Annotated in this window: 23 protein-coding genes; 7 read left to right on the top strand and 16 right to left on the bottom strand. The window is 66.1% G+C overall.

From position 1 onward, the window contains the following. Nucleotides 1–20: 20 nt before the first annotated feature. The 6 genes from holA to P0M04_RS11290 all read right to left on the bottom strand — a co-directional run bounded on the left by holA (nucleotide 21) and on the right by P0M04_RS11290 (nucleotide 6,223). Entirely contained in the window at nucleotides 21–1,037 is a 1,017-nt protein-coding gene (gene holA, locus P0M04_RS11315; RefSeq protein WP_259450582.1) for a DNA polymerase III subunit delta, read from the bottom strand. Between the two features lie 15 nt (nucleotides 1,038–1,052). Continuing rightward, entirely contained in the window at nucleotides 1,053–1,574 is a 522-nt protein-coding gene (locus tag P0M04_RS11310) for an LPS-assembly lipoprotein LptE (protein ID WP_259450581.1), read from the bottom strand. A gap of 3 nt (nucleotides 1,575–1,577) precedes the next feature. Next, nucleotides 1,578–4,223, bottom strand: a complete 2,646-nt coding sequence (gene leuS / locus P0M04_RS11305) for a leucine--tRNA ligase (RefSeq protein WP_259450580.1) — start codon at nucleotides 4,221–4,223, stop codon at nucleotides 1,578–1,580. 60 nt (nucleotides 4,224–4,283) lie between these two features. Further along, nucleotides 4,284–4,610 (bottom strand): barstar family protein, encoded by a 327-nt coding sequence (locus P0M04_RS11300; RefSeq protein ID WP_259450579.1) that lies wholly within the window; start codon nucleotides 4,608–4,610, stop codon nucleotides 4,284–4,286. Between the two features lie 184 nt (nucleotides 4,611–4,794). Next, the gene (dapB, locus tag P0M04_RS11295; RefSeq protein ID WP_259450578.1) at nucleotides 4,795–5,604 is read right to left on the bottom strand and encodes a 4-hydroxy-tetrahydrodipicolinate reductase; all 810 of its coding nucleotides are present in this window, start codon (nucleotides 5,602–5,604) and stop codon (nucleotides 4,795–4,797) included. A gap of 1 nt (nucleotide 5,605) precedes the next feature. Then, nucleotides 5,606–6,223, bottom strand: a complete 618-nt coding sequence (locus tag P0M04_RS11290) for an outer membrane protein assembly factor BamE (RefSeq protein WP_259450577.1) — start codon at nucleotides 6,221–6,223, stop codon at nucleotides 5,606–5,608. Between the two features lie 81 nt (nucleotides 6,224–6,304). Here P0M04_RS11290 and fur point away from each other — a divergent pair, with 81 nt between their 5' ends. Further along, nucleotides 6,305–6,733 (top strand): ferric iron uptake transcriptional regulator, encoded by a 429-nt coding sequence (fur, locus tag P0M04_RS11285; RefSeq protein WP_036234473.1) that lies wholly within the window; start codon nucleotides 6,305–6,307, stop codon nucleotides 6,731–6,733. Between the two features lie 15 nt (nucleotides 6,734–6,748). On the opposite strand, the gene hrcA is transcribed toward fur, so the two are convergent. Then, nucleotides 6,749–7,762, bottom strand: a complete 1,014-nt coding sequence (gene hrcA / locus P0M04_RS11280; protein ID WP_259450576.1) for a heat-inducible transcriptional repressor HrcA — start codon at nucleotides 7,760–7,762, stop codon at nucleotides 6,749–6,751. Nucleotides 7,763–7,822: 60 nt separating this feature from the next. Then, on the bottom strand, nucleotides 7,823–8,533 hold the full coding sequence (locus P0M04_RS11275) for an HAD family hydrolase (protein ID WP_259450575.1): 711 nt from the start codon (nucleotides 8,531–8,533) through the stop codon (nucleotides 7,823–7,825). Nucleotides 8,534–8,765: 232 nt separating this feature from the next. Here P0M04_RS11275 and P0M04_RS11270 point away from each other — a divergent pair, with 232 nt between their 5' ends. Together P0M04_RS11270 and P0M04_RS11265 are read left to right on the top strand one after the other, a co-directional pair. Beyond that, a complete protein-coding gene (locus tag P0M04_RS11270; protein ID WP_259450574.1) occupies nucleotides 8,766–9,368 on the top strand; it encodes a hypothetical protein in 603 nt (200 codons plus the stop codon). A gap of 23 nt (nucleotides 9,369–9,391) precedes the next feature. Then, nucleotides 9,392–10,099, top strand: coding sequence for a hypothetical protein (locus P0M04_RS11265; RefSeq protein WP_259450573.1), 708 nt, complete (start codon nucleotides 9,392–9,394; stop codon nucleotides 10,097–10,099). A 366-nt stretch (nucleotides 10,100–10,465) separates the two neighbouring features. Here P0M04_RS11265 and P0M04_RS11260 read toward each other — a convergent pair whose 3' ends face one another. Together P0M04_RS11260 and P0M04_RS11255 are read right to left on the bottom strand one after the other, a co-directional pair. After that, entirely contained in the window at nucleotides 10,466–10,636 is a 171-nt protein-coding gene (locus tag P0M04_RS11260) for a hypothetical protein (RefSeq protein WP_259450572.1), read from the bottom strand. Nucleotides 10,637–10,656: 20 nt separating this feature from the next. Then, nucleotides 10,657–10,851, bottom strand: a complete 195-nt coding sequence (locus tag P0M04_RS11255; protein ID WP_259450571.1) for a hypothetical protein — start codon at nucleotides 10,849–10,851, stop codon at nucleotides 10,657–10,659. A 215-nt stretch (nucleotides 10,852–11,066) separates the two neighbouring features. Here P0M04_RS11255 and P0M04_RS11250 point away from each other — a divergent pair, with 215 nt between their 5' ends. Beyond that, nucleotides 11,067–11,822 (top strand): hypothetical protein, encoded by a 756-nt coding sequence (locus tag P0M04_RS11250; RefSeq protein WP_259450570.1) that lies wholly within the window; start codon nucleotides 11,067–11,069, stop codon nucleotides 11,820–11,822. Between the two features lie 6 nt (nucleotides 11,823–11,828). Here the strand turns inward: P0M04_RS11250 and P0M04_RS11245 are convergent, their stop codons facing one another. Together P0M04_RS11245 and P0M04_RS11240 are read right to left on the bottom strand one after the other, a co-directional pair. Then, nucleotides 11,829–12,563, bottom strand: coding sequence for a hypothetical protein (locus P0M04_RS11245; protein ID WP_259450569.1), 735 nt, complete (start codon nucleotides 12,561–12,563; stop codon nucleotides 11,829–11,831). 95 nt (nucleotides 12,564–12,658) lie between these two features. Further along, nucleotides 12,659–13,936 (bottom strand): S8 family serine peptidase, encoded by a 1,278-nt coding sequence (locus P0M04_RS11240; protein ID WP_259450568.1) that lies wholly within the window; start codon nucleotides 13,934–13,936, stop codon nucleotides 12,659–12,661. 92 nt (nucleotides 13,937–14,028) lie between these two features. Between P0M04_RS11240 and P0M04_RS11235 the strand changes: the two genes are divergently transcribed. Both P0M04_RS11235 and P0M04_RS11230 read left to right on the top strand, forming a co-directional pair. After that, nucleotides 14,029–14,517, top strand: a complete 489-nt coding sequence (locus P0M04_RS11235; RefSeq protein WP_056123962.1) for an RNA polymerase sigma factor — start codon at nucleotides 14,029–14,031, stop codon at nucleotides 14,515–14,517. After that, nucleotides 14,514–15,224 carry an anti-sigma factor family protein gene (locus P0M04_RS11230; protein WP_259450567.1) on the top strand — a complete coding sequence of 237 codons (711 nt, stop codon included), beginning with the start codon at nucleotides 14,514–14,516 and terminating at the stop codon, nucleotides 15,222–15,224. The genes P0M04_RS11235 and P0M04_RS11230 overlap by 4 nt, the downstream gene beginning before the upstream one ends. Before the next feature lie 3 nt (nucleotides 15,225–15,227). On the opposite strand, the gene rsmA is transcribed toward P0M04_RS11230, so the two are convergent. Genes rsmA through P0M04_RS11210 form a run of 4 tightly spaced genes read right to left on the bottom strand, consistent with a single transcriptional unit; the run spans nucleotide 15,228 to nucleotide 20,647 of the window. Next, nucleotides 15,228–16,007: a 16S rRNA (adenine(1518)-N(6)/adenine(1519)-N(6))-dimethyltransferase RsmA gene (rsmA, locus tag P0M04_RS11225; protein WP_259450566.1), complete on the bottom strand. Its 780-nt coding sequence runs from the start codon at nucleotides 16,005–16,007 to the stop codon at nucleotides 15,228–15,230. A 4-nt stretch (nucleotides 16,008–16,011) separates the two neighbouring features. Next, nucleotides 16,012–17,058: a 4-hydroxythreonine-4-phosphate dehydrogenase PdxA gene (gene pdxA, locus P0M04_RS11220; protein WP_259450565.1), complete on the bottom strand. Its 1,047-nt coding sequence runs from the start codon at nucleotides 17,056–17,058 to the stop codon at nucleotides 16,012–16,014. Next, nucleotides 17,059–18,486, bottom strand: coding sequence for a peptidylprolyl isomerase (locus P0M04_RS11215; protein ID WP_259450564.1), 1,428 nt, complete (start codon nucleotides 18,484–18,486; stop codon nucleotides 17,059–17,061). A gap of 46 nt (nucleotides 18,487–18,532) precedes the next feature. Continuing rightward, nucleotides 18,533–20,647 (bottom strand): LPS-assembly protein LptD, encoded by a 2,115-nt coding sequence (locus P0M04_RS11210; RefSeq protein WP_307734401.1) that lies wholly within the window; start codon nucleotides 20,645–20,647, stop codon nucleotides 18,533–18,535. A 462-nt stretch (nucleotides 20,648–21,109) separates the two neighbouring features. On the opposite strand from P0M04_RS11210, the gene P0M04_RS11205 reads away from it, so the two are divergent. Then, nucleotides 21,110–22,168, top strand: coding sequence for an aminoglycoside phosphotransferase family protein (locus P0M04_RS11205; RefSeq protein ID WP_259450562.1), 1,059 nt, complete (start codon nucleotides 21,110–21,112; stop codon nucleotides 22,166–22,168). Nucleotides 22,169–22,174: the final 6 nt, after the last annotated feature.

Below are 22,174 nucleotides of genomic sequence, written 5' to 3'. Positions count from 1 at the left end.
TGCTTCTTCCAGTGAATTCGTTATGTCGATGCGACTTTCAACGCCAGCTGCAGCATCGCATCCCACGCATCGCCCGCGAACTGCTTCGCGCGCAGGCCCTTGACCATCTTGTCGACCTGCGCCGCCTGCTGCAGCGCCGTTTCCAGGGTCGGCAGCGAAATCCTGCGCAGCGCCGGTTCCATCATGCGCTCGCGCGGGCCCCAGATGCGATATTCCTTCAGCAGGGCCCCCAGCGGGCGTCCCTGCGCCATCCCTGCCTTTAATTTTAGCAGCGTGCGGATTTCTTCGGAGACGGCCCATAAAACCAGCGGCAACGCCTCGCCCTCGCCTTTCAGCCCTTCCAGCATGCGCACGAGGCGGGCCGGGTCGCCGGCCAGCATCGCTTCCGACAATTTGAAGACGTCGTAGCGCGCCACGTTCAGCACGGCGTCATGCACCTGCTCGTATGTGAGCTTGCCCGGCTCGTACAGCAGGCCGAGCTTCTGGATTTCCTGGTGCGCCGCCAGCAGGTTGCCCTCGACGCGGTCGGCGATGAAGTCCAGGCTCTGGCGGTCCGCGCTCTGGTTCTGGCTTGATAAGCGCATGCCGATCCAGCCCGGCAGCTGCGCCCGTTCCACGTTCGGAATCTCGACGTAGACCGCCGCCTGCTGCAGCGCCGCCACCCACGACGCCTTGGCCGTCTGCCAGTCCAGCTTCGGCAGGGTGACCAGGGTGAGGTTGTCGGGATTCAGGTCTTTCGCATAGTTCTGCAGGGCCGCGCTGCCGTCCTTGCCCGGCTTGCCGCCGGGGATGCGCAGCTCGATCAGCTTCTTGTCGCCGAACAGCGACATGGCCTGGTTGGCGGCCAGCAGCTCGCCCCATTTGAAGTTGCGCTCGACCGTGAGCACGTCGCGCTCGGAATACCCTTGCGCGCGCGCGGCACGGCGGATCTTGTCCGCCGCTTCCAGCGCGAGCAGGTGCTCGTCGCTCGTGATCACGTACAGGGGCGCGAGCCCCTTGGCGAGGTGCCCGTCGAGCGCCTCAGGCCGCAACTGCATGGTGTTCCTTTTTAGTTAAGTCGCTGGTTTGATCGACGCGAGGCGGCGGATGATCTGCTGCACGAGGTCCGCCTGCATGTCGCGGTACAGCAGCGCTTCTTCCGATTCCTTGGCCAGCACCTGGGTCTCGTCGAACGCCATGTTCCGGCGCAGCGAGATCTGCGTGGGCGGCACCAGTTCCGCGCCCTTCGCGTCGCGCACGGTGAACGACATCGTGTACGTCAGCAGGTATTCGCGCACGCGGCCCAGGCTGTTCAGCGACAGGATGGACTTGTTGCGCGACTCGCCCAGCAGCACGAACTGCGCCTCGGCATCCGTCGCCTTGTCGGCGATGACCACCTGGTCGGACGCGCGCAGGTTGCGCTTGAGTTCCGTGCCCAGCGCGGACGTGTCCGGGAAGCCGAGATAGATGCTGTGGAACGGCATCGTGTAGCTGCCGTTCGAACCGCGCAGCTGGAAGCCGCAGCCTGTGGTGACACTTGCCACCAGCAGGGCCGCGACCGCGCGCACCGCCAACTTCCGGGTCAGGGCGCGCATGGCTTACACCACGATGTTGATCAGTTTGCCGGGGACGACGATGACCTTCTTCGGCGTGCCTTCGACGAACTTCTGCGCCGCTTCCGACGCCAGCGCGGCGGCTTCGATGGCGGCCTTGTCGGCTTCCTTCGGCACCTTCACCGAACCGCGCAGCTTGCCGTTCACCTGGATCATCAGCTCGACCTCGGCCTGTTCCAGCGCGGCCGGATCCACTTCCGGCCAGGCCACGTTCAGGATGTCGCCGTACTTGCCGGCGTAGCCGAGTTCCTGCCACAGCGCGTGCGTGATGTGCGGCGCGACCGGGTTCAGCATGCGCAGGAAGATCGACAGGCCTTCCGTGATCACGGCGTCGCTTGCAGCGCCTTCCGCCAGCTTCGCCGACTCCAAGGTATTGAGCATCTTCATGCAGGCCGAGACGACCGTGTTGTACTGGATGCGCTTGAAGTCGTAGTCGGCCTGCTGCAGCACCTTGTGCACTTCGCGGCGCAGCGTCTTCTGCGATTCGTCGAGCGTCCCTGCCTGCTGGCCGGCCAGTGCGGCGGCCACGCGCTCGCGCTGGGCATAAGCGAATGCCCAGACGCGGCGCAGGAAACGGCTCGCGCCTTCCACGCCCGATTCCGACCATTCCAGGGTCTGCTCCGGCGGCGCGGCGAACATCGTGAACAGGCGGGCGGTATCCGCGCCGTACTGCTCGATCTGCGCCTGCGGGTCGATGCCGTTGTTCTTCGACTTCGACATCTTCTCGGTGCCGCCGATGACGACCGGCTGGCCGTCTTCCTTCAGCACCGCCGATTGCGGACGGCCGCGCTCATCGAACGTCAGGCTCACGTCGGCCGGGTTGTACCAGGTCTTCTTGCCGGATTCCTCTTCGCGATAATAGGTCTCGTTCAGCACCATGCCCTGCGTGAGCAGGTTGACGAACGGCTCGTCGAATTTCACGAGGCCGAAGTCGCGCATGACCTTCGTCCAGAAGCGCGCGTACAGCAGGTGCAGCACGGCGTGTTCGATGCCGCCGATGTACTGGTCCATCGGCATCCAGTAATCGTTGCGGGCCGGGTCGACCATCGCGTCGTTCGAACCCGGCGACGTATAGCGCATGTAGTACCAGGACGAGTCGATGAACGTGTCCATCGTGTCCGTCTCGCGGCGTGCCGGCGCGCCGCAGCACGGGCAGTCGACCTTCAGGAACGCTTCGTGTTTCTTCAGCGGGTTGCCGGAACCGTCCGGGACGCAGTCTTCCGGCAGCACGACCGGCAGGTCCTTCTCGGGGACCGGCACCGTGCCGCACTTCTCGCAGTGGATCATCGGGATCGGCGTGCCCCAGTAGCGCTGGCGCGAGATGCCCCAGTCGCGCAGGCGGAACGTGACCTTCTTGTCGCCCAGCTCCAGGTTCGCGAGGTCGCCCGCGACGGCGTTGACGGCCGCCGTGTAATCCAGGCCGTCGTACTTGCCCGAGTTGATGACGACGCCGCGTTCCTTGTCGCCGTACCACTCCTGCCAGCCGTCCAGCGAGAACGTCTCGCCTTCCACGGCCACCACCTGCTTGATCGGCAGGTCGTATTTTTTCGCGAAGCCGAAGTCGCGCTCGTCGTGGGCCGGCACGCCCATCACGGCGCCGTCGCCGTAGGTGATCAGCACGTAGTTGCCGACCCAGACCGGCACCTGCTCGCCGGAGATCGGATGCGTCACGAACAGGCCGGTCGGCATGCCCTTCTTTTCCATCGTCGCCATGTCGGCTTCGATGACGGAACCCTGCTTGCACTCGGCGATGAACGCCTGCAGTTCCGGATTGTCCTTGGCCGCGTGCTGGGCCAATGCGTGTTCCGGCGCGACGGCGCAGAAAGTCACGCCCATGATCGTATCGGCACGCGTCGTGAAGACGTACAGCTTGCCCTCGTTGATGAGCTCACCCTGCTCGTCCATGATCACGTGCGGGAATGCGAAGCGCACGCCGGTCGACTTGCCGATCCAGTTGGCCTGCATGATGCGCACGCGCTCCGGCCACCCCGGCAGCTTGTGTTCGACGTGGTCCAGCAGTTCGTCGGCGTAGTCCGTGATGCGCACGTAGTACATCGGGATCTCGCGCTTTTCGACGGTCGCGCCCGAGCGCCAGCCCTTGCCGTCGATGACCTGCTCGTTCGCGAGCACGGTCTGGTCGACCGGGTCCCAGTTCACGGTGCCGGTCTTCTGGTAGATGATGCCCTTCTCGAGCATCTTGAGGAACATCCACTGGTTCCACTTGTAGTAGTCCGGCTTGCAGGCGGTCATCTCACGCGACCAGTCGATCGCGAGACCCATCGACTCCATCTGGCCGCGCATGTGGGCGATGTTCGAATAGGTCCACTGGGCCGGCGGCACGTTGTTCGCCATCGCCGCGTTCTCGGCGGGCATGCCGAAGGCGTCCCAGCCCATCGGCATCAGCACGTTGTAGCCGTTCATCCGCAGGTAGCGGTACATCACGTCATTGATCGTATAGTTGCGCACGTGACCCATGTGCAGCTTGCCCGACGGATAGGGCAGCATCGAGCAGGCGTAATACTTGCCTTTCGGGAAACGCGGGTCGTTCTCGACGGCTTTATACGCGTCGATCGACTTCCAGTAGGCCTGCGCGGCCTGTTCGACTTCGGCTGGACTATATTTTTCTTGCATGATGTTCTGCAGACTGAAAGAGGTGAGCAGAACATTATATCGTGTCACATGACAAGCGACCTATCGCAGTTCGAGCTCCAGCGCCGCCTTCTCGCCATAGTCCTCGTAGCGCTCGTTGATGCCGATAATGCAAAAGGCCATCTCTTCCAGCACGTCCGGCGCCCGTTCGCGCAGGGCCTCCGAGTGCGTCACGACGATGTGCAGCACCTCGTCCTTCTTCAGGCGGACGCTGCTCATGCCGTCTTCGTCGCGCAGATAGCTCAGGCAATCGACCCAGGAATCCATCGTGTGCGGGTACGAATCGGGAAAGCCGAACGCACGCTGGCTCTCGACGTGAAAGCTTTCCGCATCGGTGATCGCGGCGCCGTTGAGCTCGACGGTGGCCATGGAAAGTCTCCTGTTAGGTAACGTAAAACAACGTCGCCCCTGCGGAGGCAGGGGCCCAAGTTCTGCAGGCGTTGTCGATCCGCGTACGAAATTGGGTTCCCGCCTTCGCGGGAACGACGGAGATATATGCCAGTATGCCAGCAGATCGCCGGCAAAGCCGTCCAGTTCGGCGGGCGTGTGCGGGTCAGGCCTTGAGGCCGAGGACGTCCTGCATGTCGTACAGACCCGTTGCCTTGTCGGCAATATACCGCGCGGCGCGCAGCGAGCCCTGGGCGTAGCTGACGCGGCTGCTGGATTTGTGGCTGATCTCGATGCGCTCGCCGATACCGGCGAACAGCACGGTGTGGTCGCCCACGATGTCGCCGCCGCGCACGGTGGCGAAGCCGATCGTCGACGGGTCGCGCTCGCCCGTCACGCCTTCGCGGCCGTAGACGGCACATTCCTTCAGGTCGCGGCCGAGGGCGTCGGCGATCACTTCGCCCATCTTGAGCGCGGTGCCGGACGGGGCATCGACCTTGTGGCGGTGGTGGGCTTCGACGATCTCGATGTCATAGCCCTCGGAGAAATTCTTGGCCGCCATTTCCAGCAGCTTCAACGTGACGTTCACGCCGATGCTCATGTTCGGGGCGAACACGATCGCGGTCTTTTCGGCGGCGGCGCGGATGGCGGCCTTGCCGGCGTCATCGAAACCGGTGGTGCCGATGATCATCTTGATGCCGTGCGCGGCGCAGTATTCCAGGTGGTGCAACGTGCCTTCCGGGCGCGTGAAATCGATCAGGAAGTCGGCGTCCGCCAGGCCCTTGGCCAGGTCGGACTGGATCACGACACCGGTCAACTGGCCGGAAAACGCGCCGGCGTCCGAATTGATGAACGGGTTGCCTTCGCGGTCGAGGGCGCCGGCCAGGACGGCGTCCGGTGCGGCGGCGATGGCTTCGATCAGCATGCGGCCCATGCGGCCGCTCGCGCCGGCAACGGCGATTTTCAGTTGGGTCATATTATTGTCCTCCGCCGCCTTTCGCAGCCTCGTCGCGCTTGCGCTTGAGCTCGTCCAGCGATTCCTGCTCGGTCTTGGTTTCGTATTTCGAGATGCCGATCAGGCGATTGATGTATTCGCGTTCCGTCGGCAGGTTGCCGCCGTCGAAGTGGTCGACCTTGTCGTCCTTGAAGTAGACGGTGACGCGGCTGGTGGTCAGCTCGCCGTTGCCGCGCGCAAGGTAGAACGGGTAATCCCAGCGGTCCTTGTGGAAGGCGTCCTGCAGCAGCGGGGTGCCGAGAATGAATTTCACCTGGTCGCGGGTCTGGCCGACCTTCAGCTGGTTCAGCATTTCCTGCGACACGAAATTGCCCTGCTGGATGTCCGGGCGGTACGGCGAGAAGATCCAGAGGAATTTCTGCAGCTGGGTGACGGTCGTCGTCTGCGCGCCCGAATTCGCGATTGCCGCCGACTTGCCGGCATCGGCGGCGACCGCGGCGGGGGCGGTGCTCACCGGCTCGGCCGGCTTGGTCTGGTTACGCCAGGCCGCGCAGCCGGACAGCGCCAGCGTCATGCAGGCGAGGCCGGCCACGAGCGCTGCCCGTGCGTGGGAACGATGGAAAACGGCTTTAGTGCGCATATCTGACCTTAAAATCGATGAGGCGGGAGCTTGTAAAACGCTATATCATAAAGCACTCCGCCCATATCCGAGTAACAAAACATGAGCAACAATCCAACCGACCTGAAAGCCAGCGGCCTGAAAGCGACCTTGCCTCGGCTGAAAATCCTGGAAATTTTCCAGAACAGCGCGGTGCGGCACCTGACGGCGGAAGACGTCTACAAGACCCTGCTGAACGAAAACATGGACGTGGGCCTGGCGACCGTCTACCGGGTGCTGACCCAGTTCGAACAGGCCGGCCTCCTGAACCGCAATCACTTTGAAACCGGCAAGGCGATCTACGAGCTGAATGCCGGCTCACACCACGACCACCTCGTGTGTCTTGACTGCGGCCACGTGGAAGAGTTCTACGACGACGAAATCGAAAGCCGCCAGCAGAAGATCGCCAGCGAACGCGGCTTCAAGATCGCCGAACACGCCCTGGCCATCTACGGCCACTGCCAGAAGACGGATTGTCCGCACCGGCATTGAAGCCCGGCGCTCCCGTCAGGAGTGACTCAGCGCATTCGACAGCAGCTTGGCCGTGATGTCGACGATCGGGATCACGCGCTCGTAGGCCATGCGCGTAGGCCCGATGACACCGAGGGTGCCGACGATCTTGCCGTTCACTTCGTACGGCGCGGTGACGACACTCATCTCGTCCATCGGCACGAGCTTCGATTCGCCGCCAATAAAAATCTGCACGCCGCCGGCCTTGCTGGACACGTCGAGCAGCTGCATGAGGCCCGTCTTCTGCTCGAACATCTCGAACATCTGGCGCAGCGAGCTCATGTTGGACGACAGGTCGGCCACCGAGAGCAGATTGCGCTCGCCCGCGATGACCATGTCGTCCGTCTCGGCCAGCGCTTCGCTGCCCGCCTCCACCGCGGCCTGCATCAGGCGCCCCATGTCGTCGCGCAGCTGGCGCAGTTCGCCCGTCAGGCGCGCGCGCACCTGGTCGAACGACAGGCCGGCGAAATGCTGGTTCAGGTAATTCGCGGACTGGATCAGCTGCGCCGGCGAATAATCGACGTCGGTCAGCAGCAGCCGGTTCTGCACGTCGCCGCGCGGGTCGACAATCACGAGCAGGATGCGCTTTTCCGACAGGCGCAGGAATTCGATCTGCTGGAACGCCGATTCGCGCCGCGGGCTCTGCACGACGCCGGCGAACTGCGACAGCGACGACAGCATCTGGGCCGCGTTCGCGATCACCTTCTGCGGCTGGTGCGCGGGCAGGCGCATGCCGGCTTCCACCGCATTCTCGTCGATCTGCTGCACGGTGAGCAGGGTGTCGACGAACAGGCGGTAGCCGCGCGGCGTCGGAATACGGCCGGCCGACGTGTGCGGACTGGCGACGTAGCCCATTTCCTCGAGGTCGGCCATGATGTTGCGGATCGTGGCCGGAGAGAGATCGAGGCCGGAGATCTTCGACAGCGCGCGCGAACCGACCGGCTGGCCGTCGGCGATGTAGCGCTCGACCAGGGCTTTCAACAGGGTTTGTGCACGGTTATCGAGTTGCATGGTCTAGCCAGGATTTCGTTTCATTTATGTCATTATGCACGTTCGATCGACGGTTGTGCTTTATCCGTGCTCGCGCTTGAGCCAGTCCAGCAACTCGTCGAAGTCGCGCACGATCGCATCCGGCACCACCTCGTGCTCCAGGTGCTTCGTCGACCCCGTGCGGTTCATCCACACGGCGCGCAGGCCGGCGCGCTGGGCGCCCTGCACGTCGAGCAGCACGTCGTCGCCGACATAGACCGCATCCTCGGGTGCCACGCCCAGTTCCTTGCAGGCGGCCAGGAAGATCGCCGCGTCCGGCTTGGCCACGCCAAACTGGGACGCCGCCACCGACACCTTGAAATGGTGCGACAGGCCGATCGTGCGCAGGTCGGCGTTGCCGTTCGAGATCGAGCCGACCAGCACGCGGTTCTTCAGTTTCAGGAGGCCCGGCAGCACGTCATCGTACGGGATCACGGCATTGCGCGCGGCGAAGAACTGCGCCATCGCGTGCTCGACCTTGGCGGCATCCTCGCCGGCCTGCTGGAAGGCGTCGACGAGGCCGGCATAGCGCAGCTTGCCGAGGTCGAGCTGGAACTCGGGCTTGCGCGCCAGCAGTTCCAGGCGCGCCTGGCGCAGGGTGTCGATCGTGAAGCGCTCCGCCACGCGCGGCGCGTGCTCGCGCAGCCAGGCGAACAGCTTCTCTTCGGCCTGGAGGATCACGGGAGCGATGGGCCACAGCGTGTCGTCGAGGTCGAACAGGATGGCTTTGGGCCAGGCGCGGCGCGGGTTCATGGTCGGGATTGCGGCTCCGGAAACGAAGCTTGGAGAGTGGAAAGGGGCGGTCCAAGCATAACGAGGGCAGCGCCGAAAAGCAATGGCGCCCCGGACACGGGCTCATGGTTACACCGTGATACAAAGCCAAATAGGGCCGCGGCTTGCCAAATGCACTAAAATGATGGGTATTTTTCTATTCAGCCGTACCGGCGCAGCGTCCGCGCGCCACCCATTCCACTGTGGAGATTTTATGAAGAGCTCGATCCTGCGTGCCGGCGTTGTAGCGCTGGCATGCGCGCTGGGCCTGTCCGCCTGCGGCGGCGGGAGCGGCGACCTGTACCTGACCGGCAGCGTCTATAACGTCACCAAGGACGGCCTGGTGCTGACGAATAATGGCGGCAACGACCTGGCCGTGACGACGCCCTACACCTCGTTCCAGTTCAGCGACCGCATCTCGACCGACGACCAGTTCGACATCAAGGTCAAGGCTGTCCCGTCGAACGTCGCCAAGGTCGAGGATTGCGTCGTCAACAACGGCAGGGCGCGCGCCAACTATTACACGATCGCGCAGATCAGCGTGACCTGCACGATCCGCAAGCGCGCACTGACGGCGGCCATCAACAACCTCACGACCAGCGGCCTCGTGCTCATCAACGGCTCCGACAAGCAGACCGTCGCGGCCGGCACGAAAACCGTGACGATGTCTCCCGTGAACGAAGACGGCGCCTACGGCGTCACCGTCCTGACCCAGCCGACCGGCCAGACCTGCACCGTCAGCGGCGGCAGCAGCGGCAACGGCTCGGGCATCATGGGCGCGACCGAAACCACGACCGTCACCGTCACCTGCGCTTAAATCTGGAATCTGGAGAGACCCACATGAAGTTTTCCCTCGCGCGTCCGGCCCTCGCCCTCGCGGTCCTGGCCACGCTGGCCGCCTGCGGCGGTGGCGGCAAGGCCACGTTCCCGATCAACGTCACGGTCAGCAACCTGCAGTACTCGGGCCTGGTCCTGAGCACGAACGGCCAGGACCTGACCGTCAATCCGCCGGCCACGGCCGGCCAGGATGTCGTCCTGACCTTCCCGAACCAGCTCGAATACGGCCAGGAATATGAGGTCATCCCGAAAGGCGCGACCGTCGTCAACCACACTGCCTCCGGTGGCGCCCAGCCGAAGCACCAGACCTGCTCGCAGAGCCTGTTCCCGGCGTACGGCACGGCCGGCCAGCTGGCCAAGATCGACATCCGCTTCGTCTGCTCGATCAACACCTACGAGCTCTCGGGTACCGTCAAGGGCCTGACCGGTACCGGCCTTGTCCTGGCAAACGGCAGCACGACCGGCACCATCGCCGTCAGCCCGGTGCTGGACGCCAACCAGAAGCCGACCGGCGCCGACATCCAGCTCTTCATGAATCCGGTGCCGTACAACACGACCTATGGCGTGACGGTCCTGACGCAGCCGACCAACCCCGCCCAGACCTGCAAGGTCACCGGCGGCGCGAACGGCTCGGGCGGCGGCACGATGGACGATGCGGCGGAAGCGGCCGGTGGCGTGAAGAACCTGGTCGTGACCTGCGTCAATAACTAAGCCTCGAGAGAATGGATGAGATATCGCAAATTCTTATAACGAATATGCGAAACAAAAATTGGACTGATATGCTGTAGCGCAGCATAATAGTACCTGTCTCCTCCAACTCTCCTCAGAAAGAATTGGATTTAAGCCCGCCTCAACAGCGGGCTTTTTTTTCGCCCATGCGGCAAAGGGCAGGCAATAATCGTCCCTGCGGCGGCCTGCCGTCGCGGCGGATCAAGGTCTGCGGGGTACCGGCGGAGGTGCCGGCCAAGTTTCTGTATCTTCTGGTGCGATGGCCTCTGGGGCCAAGGTCGAACGGCGCTCTCGAGCTGCGCGTTCTTCGTCTTCACTGCCGGGCGGCAGCTGCTTCGATATGGCGTGTTACAGGCGCTTCGCGGTGACCTTGACGACGGCCATCTGCTGGCCTTCGATCGTCACTTGCGCATCGTAGCGCTCATGCTTGGCGATGCTGGCGGCGTGCGCGGCGCTGGTGACGCCCACGAGGACGGCGGCGGCGAGGAAGATGGCTTCCATGTTTTTCAGGATGTTCATTTGCGTTCTCCTTGACGTGTTCAGATGGCGGCTTTGTCGACGGCGCCCAGGCGCTTCGCGGTCACTTTGACGACGGCCATCTGCTGGCCTTCGATCGTCACCTGCGCGTCGTAACGCTCGTGCTTGGCGATGCTGGCGGCGTGTGCGGCGCTCGTCACACCCACGAGGACGGCGGCGGCGAGGAAGATGGCTTCCATGTGTTTGAGGACGTTCATTTTGGCTCTCCTTGAAGGTTTCGTTTCGTTGATGGTGTCACTTTAGGCGCGCGCCCCCTTCCCTTCCACCGGTGTGCGACGAAACGCAAAAAACACGGGATAAAAGGTGTAAAAGGCGGATGGTGCGTTGCCGCATGCGCGGCGGACGCATGAGAACGCTCAACAACCGGGCCGGACTCGCTGGCGATACTCGTCGAGGGCACAAAGGGGGGAACATGGATCGGCAAAACATCCTGGAACTCGAGGCAGACGGGGCCGGAACGCACTTGGCGACGGTGCGGGCCTGGAATGCGCTGGCGCTGCGCACGCTCGGCGCCGCGCCATCCGCGCGTGCGCTCGCCCTCGTGCATACCTGCATGTACAACGCGTGGGCGGCCTACGATGACAACGCCCGCCAGACCGCGCATGGCGTGGCCGTGCGGCTGCCACATGCCGCGCGCGACGCCGCCAGCAAGGCCGCCGCGATGGGTCATGCAGCCCATGCCGTCCTCGCCGGCCTGGACGCCGACGCCGGCACGGAGGCGGGTCCGTTCACGCCGGAGGGCATCGGCCGCACACAGGCGGCGGCGATCCTCGACGTCCGCCACCGCGACCAGCCGTTCGCGCTGATGCCGGCCGAGGTCCGCCCGGCCGTCGCCGCACGGCCGCTGGCACTCGTCGAGGTCTGGTGCGACGTGGCGCAGCGCGTGTCCATCCGTGACGGACATGACGACGACCGCGACGTGCTGCTGTTTTTCGCGCTGGCCAATGCGCTGGCCGACGCGGACGACGCCGCGCGCGACGGCCCTGGCGCCGCCTTTGCGGCCGCCGAGGTGCTGCGCCGCTTCACGGGCAGCGACCGCCTGGACGCGGCCGCCACGTTCACGGACGTGGCCCGGCAGGCGGGCGCTGGCCCCGCTCAGGAAGTGGGAAGAAAGATCGGCGCGCGCGTGTTCGACAAGGCGCGCCGGTACTGGCAAGGACGGCTGTAACGCGTCTTACGGACGCGACGTGGTACCGGACGACTGGCTCGCGCCGGTGCCCGAGCCGCCGGCGCTGCCTTTCGCCGAACCGCTCGCGCTGCCCTCGACGGCCACGCTGCCGTTCATGGACGACGCCGTGTCACGGACCGAGCCGACGGCGCCACGCGCGGTCCCTGCCGCCTCGCCACGGGCCGCGGCCGCGCGGTCGCGTGCCTGGCCTGCCGCACCGCGGACGGTCCCTGCCGCTTCGCTGCCGGAACTCGCCATACGCTCGCGTGCCTGGCCCGCCGCTCCGCCCAGCGCACCGGTGATGGCACCGCTATCGACGCTCGCCGAGCCGGAGCCGTCTGCGCGGCCCGATGCCCGGCCACTACCCGCATCGACCGATGCCGAACGCTCGGCGCCGGCCGTGCCGGCGAGGCTGCCGGTGAGGTTGCCGGTACCTGCCAGCAGGCCCGGCCGCTGTGCCGGTGCGGCGCTACCGGACGCACTGTCCGCCGCCTGCTGGCTGGCGGCGCGGCTCGCGCGGCCGGCCGCCTCGCCGCGCACGCCATCCGCCGTATCGCGCAGCGTGCCGCCCATCGTGTGCATACGGCCCATGTCGTTCATCCGGCTCATCCCTCCCAGGCCGCCAACGGAACCGCCCAGCGAGCCGCCCAATGAACCGCCGAGCCCGCCGCCGAGCAGTTGGGCGTGGGCCTGGGTGGCGAGACCGAGGGCGAGGACGAGGGCGAGGTATTTGGCTTTCATGACTGTTCTCCTTGTGATGGGGCGGTGCATCTCACCGCCGATACAAGGAAAACGGATGGGCTCGCCGTTTTCTTCCATCCCTTCGAAAAAAATTTTCAGCGCAGGTCCGCCGGGTCCGTGCGCAGGCTCGCGCCGACGATGCCGTAGCCGGTCTCGTCGTTCGCGACGGCCCCGCCGGCCTCGCGCGCGAGCGCATCCACGGCACGCGCGGCGGCGGCCCGGTCCGGCCGGGGCAGGCGCTGCGCCAGCAGGGCCGCGACAATGGGCGCCGCGAACGACGTGCCGCGCACCTGGCGGTACGGCGGCGTGCCCGGCGCGGCACTCACCATCTGGCTCCCCGGCGCGGCGAATTTCACCTGCGGTCCGCGCGCCGCTTCCGGCAGCGGCCGTCCGCGCCGGTCGACACCCGTCACGCCCACGACGCCGGGGTAACTGGCCGGGTACAGCGGCGGCGCCGCCGGCCCATCGTTGCCGACGGCGGCCACGAGCAGGTGTCCGCGCGCCTGCAGCGCGGCGACGGCGCGCGCCAGCAGCACATTGGCCGGGCCGACGAGGCTGATGTTGACGACGCCGACGGCCTGCTGGTCCAGCCAGCCCAGCGCGGCGGCGATGCGGTCGGCCGCGCCGCCCACCGGGCTGCCGCAGTACACGTCGGCCGCGTACAGGCTGGCCCCCGGCGCCGCGCCGCGCAGGTGGTCGGAGCGCCCGACCATCAGCGCCGCCACCGCGGTGCCGTGCGGCGCGGGAATCTCCTGGCCGCCGCAGCCCCAGCGCACGATCGCGGCGTCCTCGAACACGGGGTGGGCGCCGTCGACGCCGCTGTCGACGAGGCCGATGCGCACGGCAGCCCCCTCACCGGCGCGGGTGCCGCCCGCTTCTCCACTGCCCGTGTAGACGTGGTTGAAGTCGTAACTGCCTGCCGGATCGATCGCGCGCAGCCGCTCGACCATGGCCGCCGTCGACGCGCCGGACGGCAGGCGCAGCACCACCATGCGCTCGCCCAGCCCCGGCAGCATCTCGTCGCGCACGACCGTCGCGCCGGCGTCCCGCGCCGCCTGCAGGGCCGCCTCCGACGGCGCGCCCGCCAGCACCTCGCCGCGCAATGCAGGCTCGCCGCGCGGGTCGGCCTCGACCTGGTCCGGATGGTCGCGCAGCAGGCGCCGGACGGTGTCGAGGCGCAGGCTGCCGAGATCCGGCAACGGCGCGCGGTCGAGCAACCGGTCGACCGGGCGCCGCAGCCCGTCCAGCCCCAGCGGACCGATCCGGTTCGGCAGCGGCAGCGACGGCAGGCCCAGTTGCGCATGCGCGGACGCCATGCTGCACAGGAGCGCCACGGCAACGACACCACGCATATTTACAAGGGGGAATTTCATGGGCGGATCATATATGATTAACCGGAATACCTGATCAACGAACGGCGCAGGGAAGAAAATCCATGTGCGGATCGTTTACCTGAAGAGACACCATGCTTGCCGACGACATCGCCGCCCTGCTGCCCCGCATGCGCCGCTTCGCGCGGGCGCTGACCTTTCATCGCGAAGACGCGGACGACCTCGTCCAGATCGCGATGGAGCGCGCGCTCGGCCGCAGCGAGCAGTGGGAACCGGGGACGCGGCTCGACAGCTGGCTGTTCCGCATCATCAAGAACGCGTGGATCGACGAAGTGCGCAGCCGGACGCGGCGCGCGGAGTTGTTCGCGCCCGAGGAGGAAGGCGAACATGTGGGCGACGACACGGCGCAGGCGCACCAGCAGCGGCTCGCGCTCCAGAAGGCGATCAGCCTGCTGTCCGAGGAGCACCGGCTCGTCGTCGGCCTCGTGCTCGTGGACGGCCTGCCGTACAAGGAAGCGGCCGACGTGCTCGAGATCCCGGTCGGGACCCTCACCAGCCGCCTCGCGCGCGCCCGCGACGCCCTGCAGCAACTCCTCGCCGACCCGACACGAAGGACACCATGACGTATTCCGATGACACCCTGATGGCCTATGCCGACGGCGAGCTCGATCCCGCCGAACGGGCCGCCATCGAACAGGCGATGCGCACCGATCCCGCCATCGCCGCCGCCGTGGAGCGCCACTGCGCCCTGCGCATGGACGTGGCCGCCGCGTTTGCCGGCATCCTCGACGAGCCCGTGCCCGCGCGGTTGCAGCCGCCCGCGCCTGCGAACGTGGTATCGCTGGAAGCGGCGCGTGAGAAACGAACTGAGCGCCGGGGCTGGTCGTGGCCGGAATGGGGTGCGCTGGCGGCCACGCTCGTCGTCGGCGTCCTTGCCGGGAAAATGATCCCCGGCGGCGGTCCCGCCATCGCCGGCAACGGCAACCAGGTGGTGGCACGCGGGGAACTGGCGTCCGCGCTCGACCGCCAGGTCGGCGGCAAGACCGATGGCACGGTGAAGGTCGGTGTGAGCTTCGCCGCCCGCGACGGCGCCTATTGTCGCGGCTTCGTCATGGGCGCGTCGGCCGGCCTCGCGTGCCGGGAAGGCGGACAATGGCGGATTCCCGTGCTGACCGAGGCGGAGAAGGAAGCGTCGGGCGGCTACCGCCAGGCCGGCAGCGCGTTGCCGCCGGCCGTGCTGGACGCGATCGACGCGCGCATCGCGGGCAAGCCGCTCGACGCTGCGGGTGAGGAAGCGGCGCGGGCGCGCGGCTGGCAGCCCGGCCGATAAATGTCAGGCTTGCGGCTTGAGGATGTTGGCCAGCGCCACGTACTGCTCGAGCCCCACGGCTTCCGGACGGGCGCCCGGGTCGATGCCCGCGTCGACGAGCTGCTGTTCGGTGAACATGCCGGCCACGCAGTTGCGGATCACCTTGCGACGCTGCGAGAATGCCTTCTGCACGACGGCTTCCAGCGTCTTGGCATCGGCCGGCAGCTGGCGCTTCGTCGGCACCATGCGCACGATGGCGGAATCGACTTGCGGCGGCGGATCGAACGCCGTCGGCGGCACGATGAACAGCAGCGCCATGTCGTAGCGCCACTGGAGCATCACGGACAGGCGGCCATAGGCCTTCGTGCCCGGCTCCGCCACCATGCGCTCCACGACCTCTTTCTGCAGCATGAAGTGCTGGTCCTCGATGACGTGGGCGTAGTCGGCCAGGTGGAACAGCAGCGGGCTGGAGATGTTGTACGGCAGGTTGCCCACCACGCGCAGCTTCTTCCCTTCCGGGACGGGGATGCTGCCGAAGTCGAACTTCAGCGCGTCGCCCGAGTGAATGGTCAGCCGTTCGCGCGGATACGCTTTTTCCAGGCGCGCGACGAGATCGCGGTCCAGTTCGACCACGTGCATGTGGTCGAGCTCCTTGAGCAGCAGCGCCGTCATCGCGGCCAGGCCCGGGCCGATTTCGACCATGGTATCGCCGCGGCGCGGATCGATCCCTTCGATGATGTCGTGGAGGACGTGGTCGTCGGTCAGGAAGTTCTGGCCGAAGCGCTTGCGGGCTACATGTTTCATTGTCTTATGCGGGTTGTTGCTGTTGTGCGCGCACCATGGCGACGGCGACGCGGATCGCCTCTTCCATGCTGCCGCAATCGGCCTGGCCGAGGCCCTGGGCAGCGAGATCGAGCGCCGTGCCGTGGTCGACGGACGTGCGGATCAGCGGCAGGCCGAGGGTGATGTTGACGCCGCGGCCGAACGTGGCGTACTTGAGCACGGGCAGGCCCTGGTCGTGGTACATGGCCAGCACGGCGTCGGCATCCTGCAGGTATTTTGGTTGAAACAGCGTGTCGGCCGGATACGGGCCGCGCGCGTCGATGCCGCGGTTGCGGGCGTCTTCCAGCACAGGCGTGATCACGTCGATCTCTTCGCGGCCCAGGTAGCCGTTCTCGCCTGCGTGCGGGTTCAGCCCCGTCACGAGGATCCGCGGCGCCGCGATGCCGAACTTGCGCACGAGGTCCGCGTGCAGGATGTCCAGCACCTGCGTGAGGCTGTCCTTCGTGATCGCCGCGGGCACGTCTTTCAAGGGCAGGTGCGTCGTGGCCAGCGCCACGCGCAGATACGGTTGATCGTTCCCCGGCGAACCGGCCAGCATCATGACGACCTTGGGCGTATCCGTCTTCTCGGCCAGGTATTCCGTGTGGCCGGAAAACGCGACACCGGCATCGTTGATGGTGCTCTTCTGCAGCGGCGCCGTGACGATGGCATCCCACCAGCCGGCCCGGGTACCCTCGATCGCGAGATCGAGCGTGACCAGCACGGCGCGGCCGTTGGCGGCATCCAGCTTGCCCGGCACGACGTGCGCATCGAGCGGCACGTCGACGACGGGAATGATGTCCGGACCGAAGTGCGGCAGGCCGCTGTGGCGCAGGGCCAGCGTGGAGATCGCGGACAGGCGGATGCTTGGGTCGATCAGGCTCGCCGTGAGAGACAGGAAGGCGGCATCGCCCACGAGCACGCAGCGGGACTCGCCGCGCAGCGCCCACGCGGCGCGGATCGAGATCTCCGGACCGATGCCGGCCGGCTCGCCGACCGTGATCGCCAGCGTGGGACGTAGGCTCGAGGCCACTTACTTGTCCTCGCGGAACTCGACGTAGGCGCGGTCGCGGACTTGGCGGCTCCAGTCTTCCAGCGCTTCCTGGCGCTTGCGGTCGGTGAGGACCTGGCGCGCGGCCGAGCGTTCCTTCTCCTTCGACACGTCTTCCGCCTTGCGCTCGATGACCTGGACGAGGTGCAGGCCCAACGGCGTCTTGATGATGTCGGACACTTCACCCGGCTTCAGCGCGTTCATCGGGTTCTCGAATTCCGGCATCGCGTCGCCCGGGAACAGCCAGCCCAGGTCGCCGCCCTTCGAGGCCGAGCCGTCGTTCGAGAACTGGCGTGCCATGTCTTCGAACGTCGCCTGCTTGCTGTCGATCTTCTGCTTGATCTCGGCGAGCTTCTTGCGGGCGTCGTCCTCGCTCTGCGTCGGCGTGATCTTCAGCAGGATGTGGCGTGCGTGCGTCTGCTGCACGACGGCCTGGTCGGCCTTCTGCGCATCGGCCAGCTTGCGCTGGTCGACGAGTTTGATGATGTGGAAGCCGACGTTGGTGCGGATCACCGGCGTCACCTGGCCCGGCTTCAGCTTGTGCAGTTCGCTCGCGAAGATCGGAGGCAGGCGGTCCGGGTCGCGCCAGCCGACGGAGCCGCCTTTCAGCGCGTCCGGCGAATCGGAATACGTGGCGGCGATCTTGGCGAAGTCGGCACCCGTGCGCAGCTGGCGCGCCACTTCATCGGCGCGCGCCTTGCGGGCGGCGATCTGTTCGGGCGACGCGTTTTCCGGGATGCGCACGAGGATCTGCGAGATGTCCATCTCCACGCGGTCGGCGGCGGCGGCCTTCTCGGCGGCCATGTACGTGTCGATCTCGGCGTCCGTCACCTGGATCTTGCTGTCGACTTCATGCTCGATCAGGCGCTGCATCATGATCTCGTTGCGGATCTGCTCGCGGAACTGGGAGAACGCCAGGCCGTCCTTCTCCATCGCGTTGCGCATGTCCTGCACGGTCATCTTCTGGTTCTCGGCGATGCGGCCGATGGCGCGGTCGAGCGTCGTGTCGTCGACGCGCACGCCCATTTCCTTGGCCAGCTGGAGCTGGGCGCGTTCGGTGATCATCGCCTCGACGACCTGGCGGCGCAGGTCTTCCTCGGCCGGCATCTGGGCACCCTGCGCCTTCAGGCGCTGGGTGATCTCGGCCATGCGCTGCTCGACTTCGCGCTTGGTGATGACTTCGTCGTTGACGATCACGTACACGGAATCGATGACGTGGGCGCTGCTCGACGCCGGCGGCAGGAAGCCGGTGCCCGGCTTGGCGGCCGGCGCTCCGGTGGATGGTGCAGCCGCGGCAGGAGCCGCCGGCTTGGCCTGGGCCAGGACATCGCCGGTGGCGAGGGCGCACAGCAGCACCGCCGCGAGCTTGATCTGGTGCGGGCGGAGCGGAGACAGACGGGTAGTACGCATATTCAGGGAAGCACTCATTTCAGGTATCTGGTTGTCCATGGCCCGGTCAGGGGCGGCCGACGTTGGTGTTCAGCCGGGTGTAGCCGGGAATGCTCTTGTTGAAAGTGTCCAGCGCGTTACCGAAGCCCAGGCGCGACAGGCCGTTCAGCTCGAGCTGGAAGAAGCTCGTCGTCGAGACGGTCTGCGCGGCCGTCACGAAACGCTGCGCGCCCATGCGGAACACCCAGCAATCCGCCTTGTACTCGAGCCCCACGAGGCTCTCGAGCAGCTTGCGGTCGCGCACCGAGTAGCTGACCCGGCTCACGCCATACCAGCGTTGCGACAGCGGCCACTGGCCGGAGACGTCGGCGTTGCGGAAGCCGTTGGCGAGGCCGAAGGTGTCGCGCTGGAAGCGGTATTCGACGTTCAACACCTTCATCGGGGCCGGCTGCCACTGCATCCCGACGTTCGAGCTGTACAGGCTGCGCGCCTGTGCATCGTATTGTACGCCGCTGTCGAAGGTCCACGACTCCGAAATGCGGCCCGACGCCGCCACCAGCGCGTCCGACCGCTTCTGGTTGCTTTGCTCGTTCGCGTTCAGGCGCACGCGCGGATCGGCGAAGTAATAGCGGCTGCCGACCGCGAGGCGCAGGCGCTCGGCGCCGTTGGACTCGATGAAGCGCGAGACGATCGCCGCCGTCAACTGGTTCGCATCCGACACCTTGTCGGCGCCGACGAAGCGGTTTTCCGTGAACAGCTGGGCATAGTTGAAGCCCGCGATGCCCGTGTCGAAGTTCGGGATGTCGGCCTGGTCCTTGTACGGCGTGCGCACGTAGAACAGGCGCGGTTCCAGGGTCTGCGTGCCGTCCGGCCCGAACAGCGACGACTTGCGCTCGAACACGAGGCCGCTGTCCAGCGAGAACGTGGGCAGCACGCGCGAGATCTTGTCGTCCGCGCCGACGGCGTTGTGCGTCAGGTTGTACTGGGTCGCGTGCAGCATCAGCTTGGGCGTGACGAACCAGCCCGGATGCACCCACGGATAGCTCACCTGCGCCACCATGTTGGCACGGTCGCCCTGCACCTGCTTGTCGTCCGGGTGCGTGAAGCGCGTGGCTTCCGCGTCCACCGCCCAGTCGAAGCCGCCCAGCACGTCGTAGCGGCCGGCGTGGAAGTTAATCGTCGGCAGGCGGTTGTACGGCGTGGCCACGGTCAGGTCCGGATTCGCGACGGCGCCCGGGTCCTGCAGCACCTGGTAGCTCTGCACGCGGGCCGTCAGGTTCCAGTACTTGCCGTAGTAGTCGGTGCGCAGCTCGCGCAGCAGCTGGCGCTCCGCACTGGCCGCGACGGTGCGCGAGAAGTCGGACGGGTATTCGTTGTCGGACGCCGCGTGCGCATTCCAGCCGTACGTCCAGTTGGGCGCCAGGAACTGGTTGTGCAGCGTGTCGACCCACCAGCGGTTGCGGTGCGCCAGCCGGTCGTTGGCGAGATATTCGACGTGCGTCTCGCCGTGGTACGGGCCGCGGTCCGTCTCGCCCAGGTAGCGTCCCGTCGCGCCCAGCTGCAGGCCGCGCGCGAAGATGTAGCGCGGGAACACCGTCAGGTCGCGGTTGGGCGCGATGTTGAAGTAATACGGCACCATCAGTTCGGCCGAGCCCTTGGAACCGGCGCCGAGCGTGGGCGGCAGCCAGCCGGAGCGGCGCGCGCCGGACAGCGAGAACGACATCGCGGGCAGGCCGATGATGGGCACGTCCTTGAAATAGATGATCGTCTTGCCGGCCGTGCCGACGTCGCGGCCCTGGTCCAGGCGCAACGTGCTGGATTTAAGATACCAGTCCGGATCGGGGCCTTCGCACGTGCTGTACGTGCCGTCGACGACGACGGCCTGGTCCTCGCCCAGGAAGTTGATGCGCTGCGCCTTGCCCTGCGCATTGTTCAGCGCCAGGCGATATTCGGGGTGCAGCACCCAGCCTTTACCCGTTTCCAGGTTCAGCTGCAGTGCGTCGCCCTTGTAGCGGTCGCCGAAGCGCCACATCGTGATGTGGCCTTCCGCCGTGACCTCGTCGTCGACGCGGCGGTAGCACGCCGTGTCCGCCGTGACGCCGGTGGCGCCGCGCGTGATCTCGACGTTGCGCACCATGTTCAGGATGCGGTCCGGACGGCCGTCGAACTCCTCGGCGCGCATCGTGATCGGCAGGTCCTGCTCGTCGGGGCGGGGGACGCCGGTGTCGCCGTCTGAGCATACAGCGGTCCCGTGGCCACGGCCACGAGGGCGGACACAGCGGCGGCAATTCGCCGCGGCGGGAAAGGTAGGGCCGTCATCCAGCTCATGAAAGATCGCGTTGCACCATGGAGGGCGATTGTTTGGATTGAATCCCTTATTATAGGGGAATTCGTGCGGCACGGTCGCGTTAGTCGGCCCAGCGGTAATGATCCCTGATCGCGACGGCAGACCATAACCCTTTGATTTTCAAAGGGAAATGATTTTTACCGATAGATACAATTTTAACAATGGGATCTTTCCCACCTCGGCCCCGGATAGTCCGACGCACAGGGAAATGGCGTATCATTACACCCGAACCGCCCCTGCCCGATTGCATGGGCAAACTTACAACTCCAGTCACCAACCCGTTCACCGGGACGCTTCATGTCTTCTTCGCCTCAACACGTTCCCTCCGCCTCTGACAAGGATGCCCGCCTCGCCCAGCTGACCGAATGGCTCGTCTCGCTGGACCTGGTCGACGTCGCCAGCCTGCGCCCCGCGTCGGCCGATGCGAGTTTCCGCCGTTACTTCCGCCTCGATGTTGTGCCGGCGCTACGCGACAAGCTGGGTGATACGCTCATCGCCATGGACGCCCCGCCGGAGCGCGAAAACGTGCCGGCCTTTATCCACGTCGACGGCCTGCTGCGCGACGCCGGCGTCACCGTGCCCGCCATCGTGGCCCGCAACGTGGAAGCCGGCTTCCTGGTGCTGTCCGACCTCGGCACGACGACCTACCTGCAACGCCTGGACGTCGACAACGCCCCGTTCATGTACTCGGACGCCATCGACGCCCTCATCAAGTTCCAGATGGCCAGCCAGGCCGGCGTGCTGCCGGAATTCGACCGCGCGTTCGTGCTGCGCGAACTGAACATCTTCCCCGAATGGTTCATCGAGCGTCACCTGGGCGCGCAGCTGAACGACATCCAGCGCGCCCAGCTGGACAAGGTGTTCGAGGCGATCACGGCGAACGTGCTGGCGCAACAGCAGGTTTACATGCACCGCGATTTCCATTCGCGCAACCTGATGTTCCTCGACCAGGGCAACCCGGGCGTGCTGGATTTCCAGGACGCCGTCTTCGGCCCCGTCACCTACGACCTGGCCTCGCTGCTGCGCGACGCCTACATCCAGTGGGACGAGGAATTCGTGCTGGACTGGGTCGTGCGTTACTGGCAAAGCGCGAAGCAGGTCGGCCTGCCCGTCAATCCGGACATCGACGCGTTCTACCGCGACTTCGAATACATGGCCCTGCAGCGCCATCTGAAAATCCTCGGCATCTTCTGCCGCCTGAACTACCGCGACGGCAAATCCAACTACATGGGCGACCTGCCCACGGTGATGGACTACGTGCGCAAGACCGCCAACCGCTACACCGAACTCAAGCCGCTCCTGCGCCTGCTCGACGCGCTCGAGGACAAGGCGCCGCAGGTCGGCTACACCTTCTGAAGACAA

It is taken from the genome of Telluria mixta (genome assembly GCF_029223865.1).
Classification (GTDB): domain Bacteria; phylum Pseudomonadota; class Gammaproteobacteria; order Burkholderiales; family Burkholderiaceae_D; genus Telluria; species Telluria mixta.
The sequence above is the reverse complement of the archived record's forward strand: the minus strand, read 5'-3'. Positions and strand labels throughout refer to the sequence as shown.

Coding starts and splice junctions, on each gene's coding strand:
- holA (WP_259450582.1), bottom strand. CDS start 1,037: ATGCAGTTGCGGCCTGAGGCGCTCGACGGGCACCTCGCCAAGGGGCTC.
- P0M04_RS11310 (WP_259450581.1), bottom strand. CDS start 1,574: ATGCGCGCCCTGACCCGGAAGTTGGCGGTGCGCGCGGTCGCGGCCCTG.
- leuS (WP_259450580.1), bottom strand. CDS start 4,223: ATGCAAGAAAAATATAGTCCAGCCGAAGTCGAACAGGCCGCGCAGGCC.
- P0M04_RS11300 (WP_259450579.1), bottom strand. CDS start 4,610: ATGGCCACCGTCGAGCTCAACGGCGCCGCGATCACCGATGCGGAAAGC.
- dapB (WP_259450578.1), bottom strand. CDS start 5,604: ATGACCCAACTGAAAATCGCCGTTGCCGGCGCGAGCGGCCGCATGGGC.
- P0M04_RS11290 (WP_259450577.1), bottom strand. CDS start 6,223: ATGCGCACTAAAGCCGTTTTCCATCGTTCCCACGCACGGGCAGCGCTC.
- fur (WP_036234473.1), top strand. CDS start 6,305: ATGAGCAACAATCCAACCGACCTGAAAGCCAGCGGCCTGAAAGCGACC.
- hrcA (WP_259450576.1), bottom strand. CDS start 7,762: ATGCAACTCGATAACCGTGCACAAACCCTGTTGAAAGCCCTGGTCGAG.
- P0M04_RS11275 (WP_259450575.1), bottom strand. CDS start 8,533: ATGAACCCGCGCCGCGCCTGGCCCAAAGCCATCCTGTTCGACCTCGAC.
- P0M04_RS11270 (WP_259450574.1), top strand. CDS start 8,766: ATGAAGAGCTCGATCCTGCGTGCCGGCGTTGTAGCGCTGGCATGCGCG.
- P0M04_RS11265 (WP_259450573.1), top strand. CDS start 9,392: ATGAAGTTTTCCCTCGCGCGTCCGGCCCTCGCCCTCGCGGTCCTGGCC.
- P0M04_RS11260 (WP_259450572.1), bottom strand. CDS start 10,636: ATGAACATCCTGAAAAACATGGAAGCCATCTTCCTCGCCGCCGCCGTC.
- P0M04_RS11255 (WP_259450571.1), bottom strand. CDS start 10,851: ATGAACGTCCTCAAACACATGGAAGCCATCTTCCTCGCCGCCGCCGTC.
- P0M04_RS11250 (WP_259450570.1), top strand. CDS start 11,067: ATGGATCGGCAAAACATCCTGGAACTCGAGGCAGACGGGGCCGGAACG.
- P0M04_RS11245 (WP_259450569.1), bottom strand. CDS start 12,563: ATGAAAGCCAAATACCTCGCCCTCGTCCTCGCCCTCGGTCTCGCCACC.
- P0M04_RS11240 (WP_259450568.1), bottom strand. CDS start 13,936: ATGAAATTCCCCCTTGTAAATATGCGTGGTGTCGTTGCCGTGGCGCTC.
- P0M04_RS11235 (WP_056123962.1), top strand. CDS start 14,029: ATGCTTGCCGACGACATCGCCGCCCTGCTGCCCCGCATGCGCCGCTTC.
- P0M04_RS11230 (WP_259450567.1), top strand. CDS start 14,514: ATGACGTATTCCGATGACACCCTGATGGCCTATGCCGACGGCGAGCTC.
- rsmA (WP_259450566.1), bottom strand. CDS start 16,007: ATGAAACATGTAGCCCGCAAGCGCTTCGGCCAGAACTTCCTGACCGAC.
- P0M04_RS11215 (WP_259450564.1), bottom strand. CDS start 18,486: ATGCGTACTACCCGTCTGTCTCCGCTCCGCCCGCACCAGATCAAGCTC.
- P0M04_RS11210 (WP_307734401.1), bottom strand. CDS start 20,647: ATGCGCGCCGAGGAGTTCGACGGCCGTCCGGACCGCATCCTGAACATG.
- P0M04_RS11205 (WP_259450562.1), top strand. CDS start 21,110: ATGTCTTCTTCGCCTCAACACGTTCCCTCCGCCTCTGACAAGGATGCC.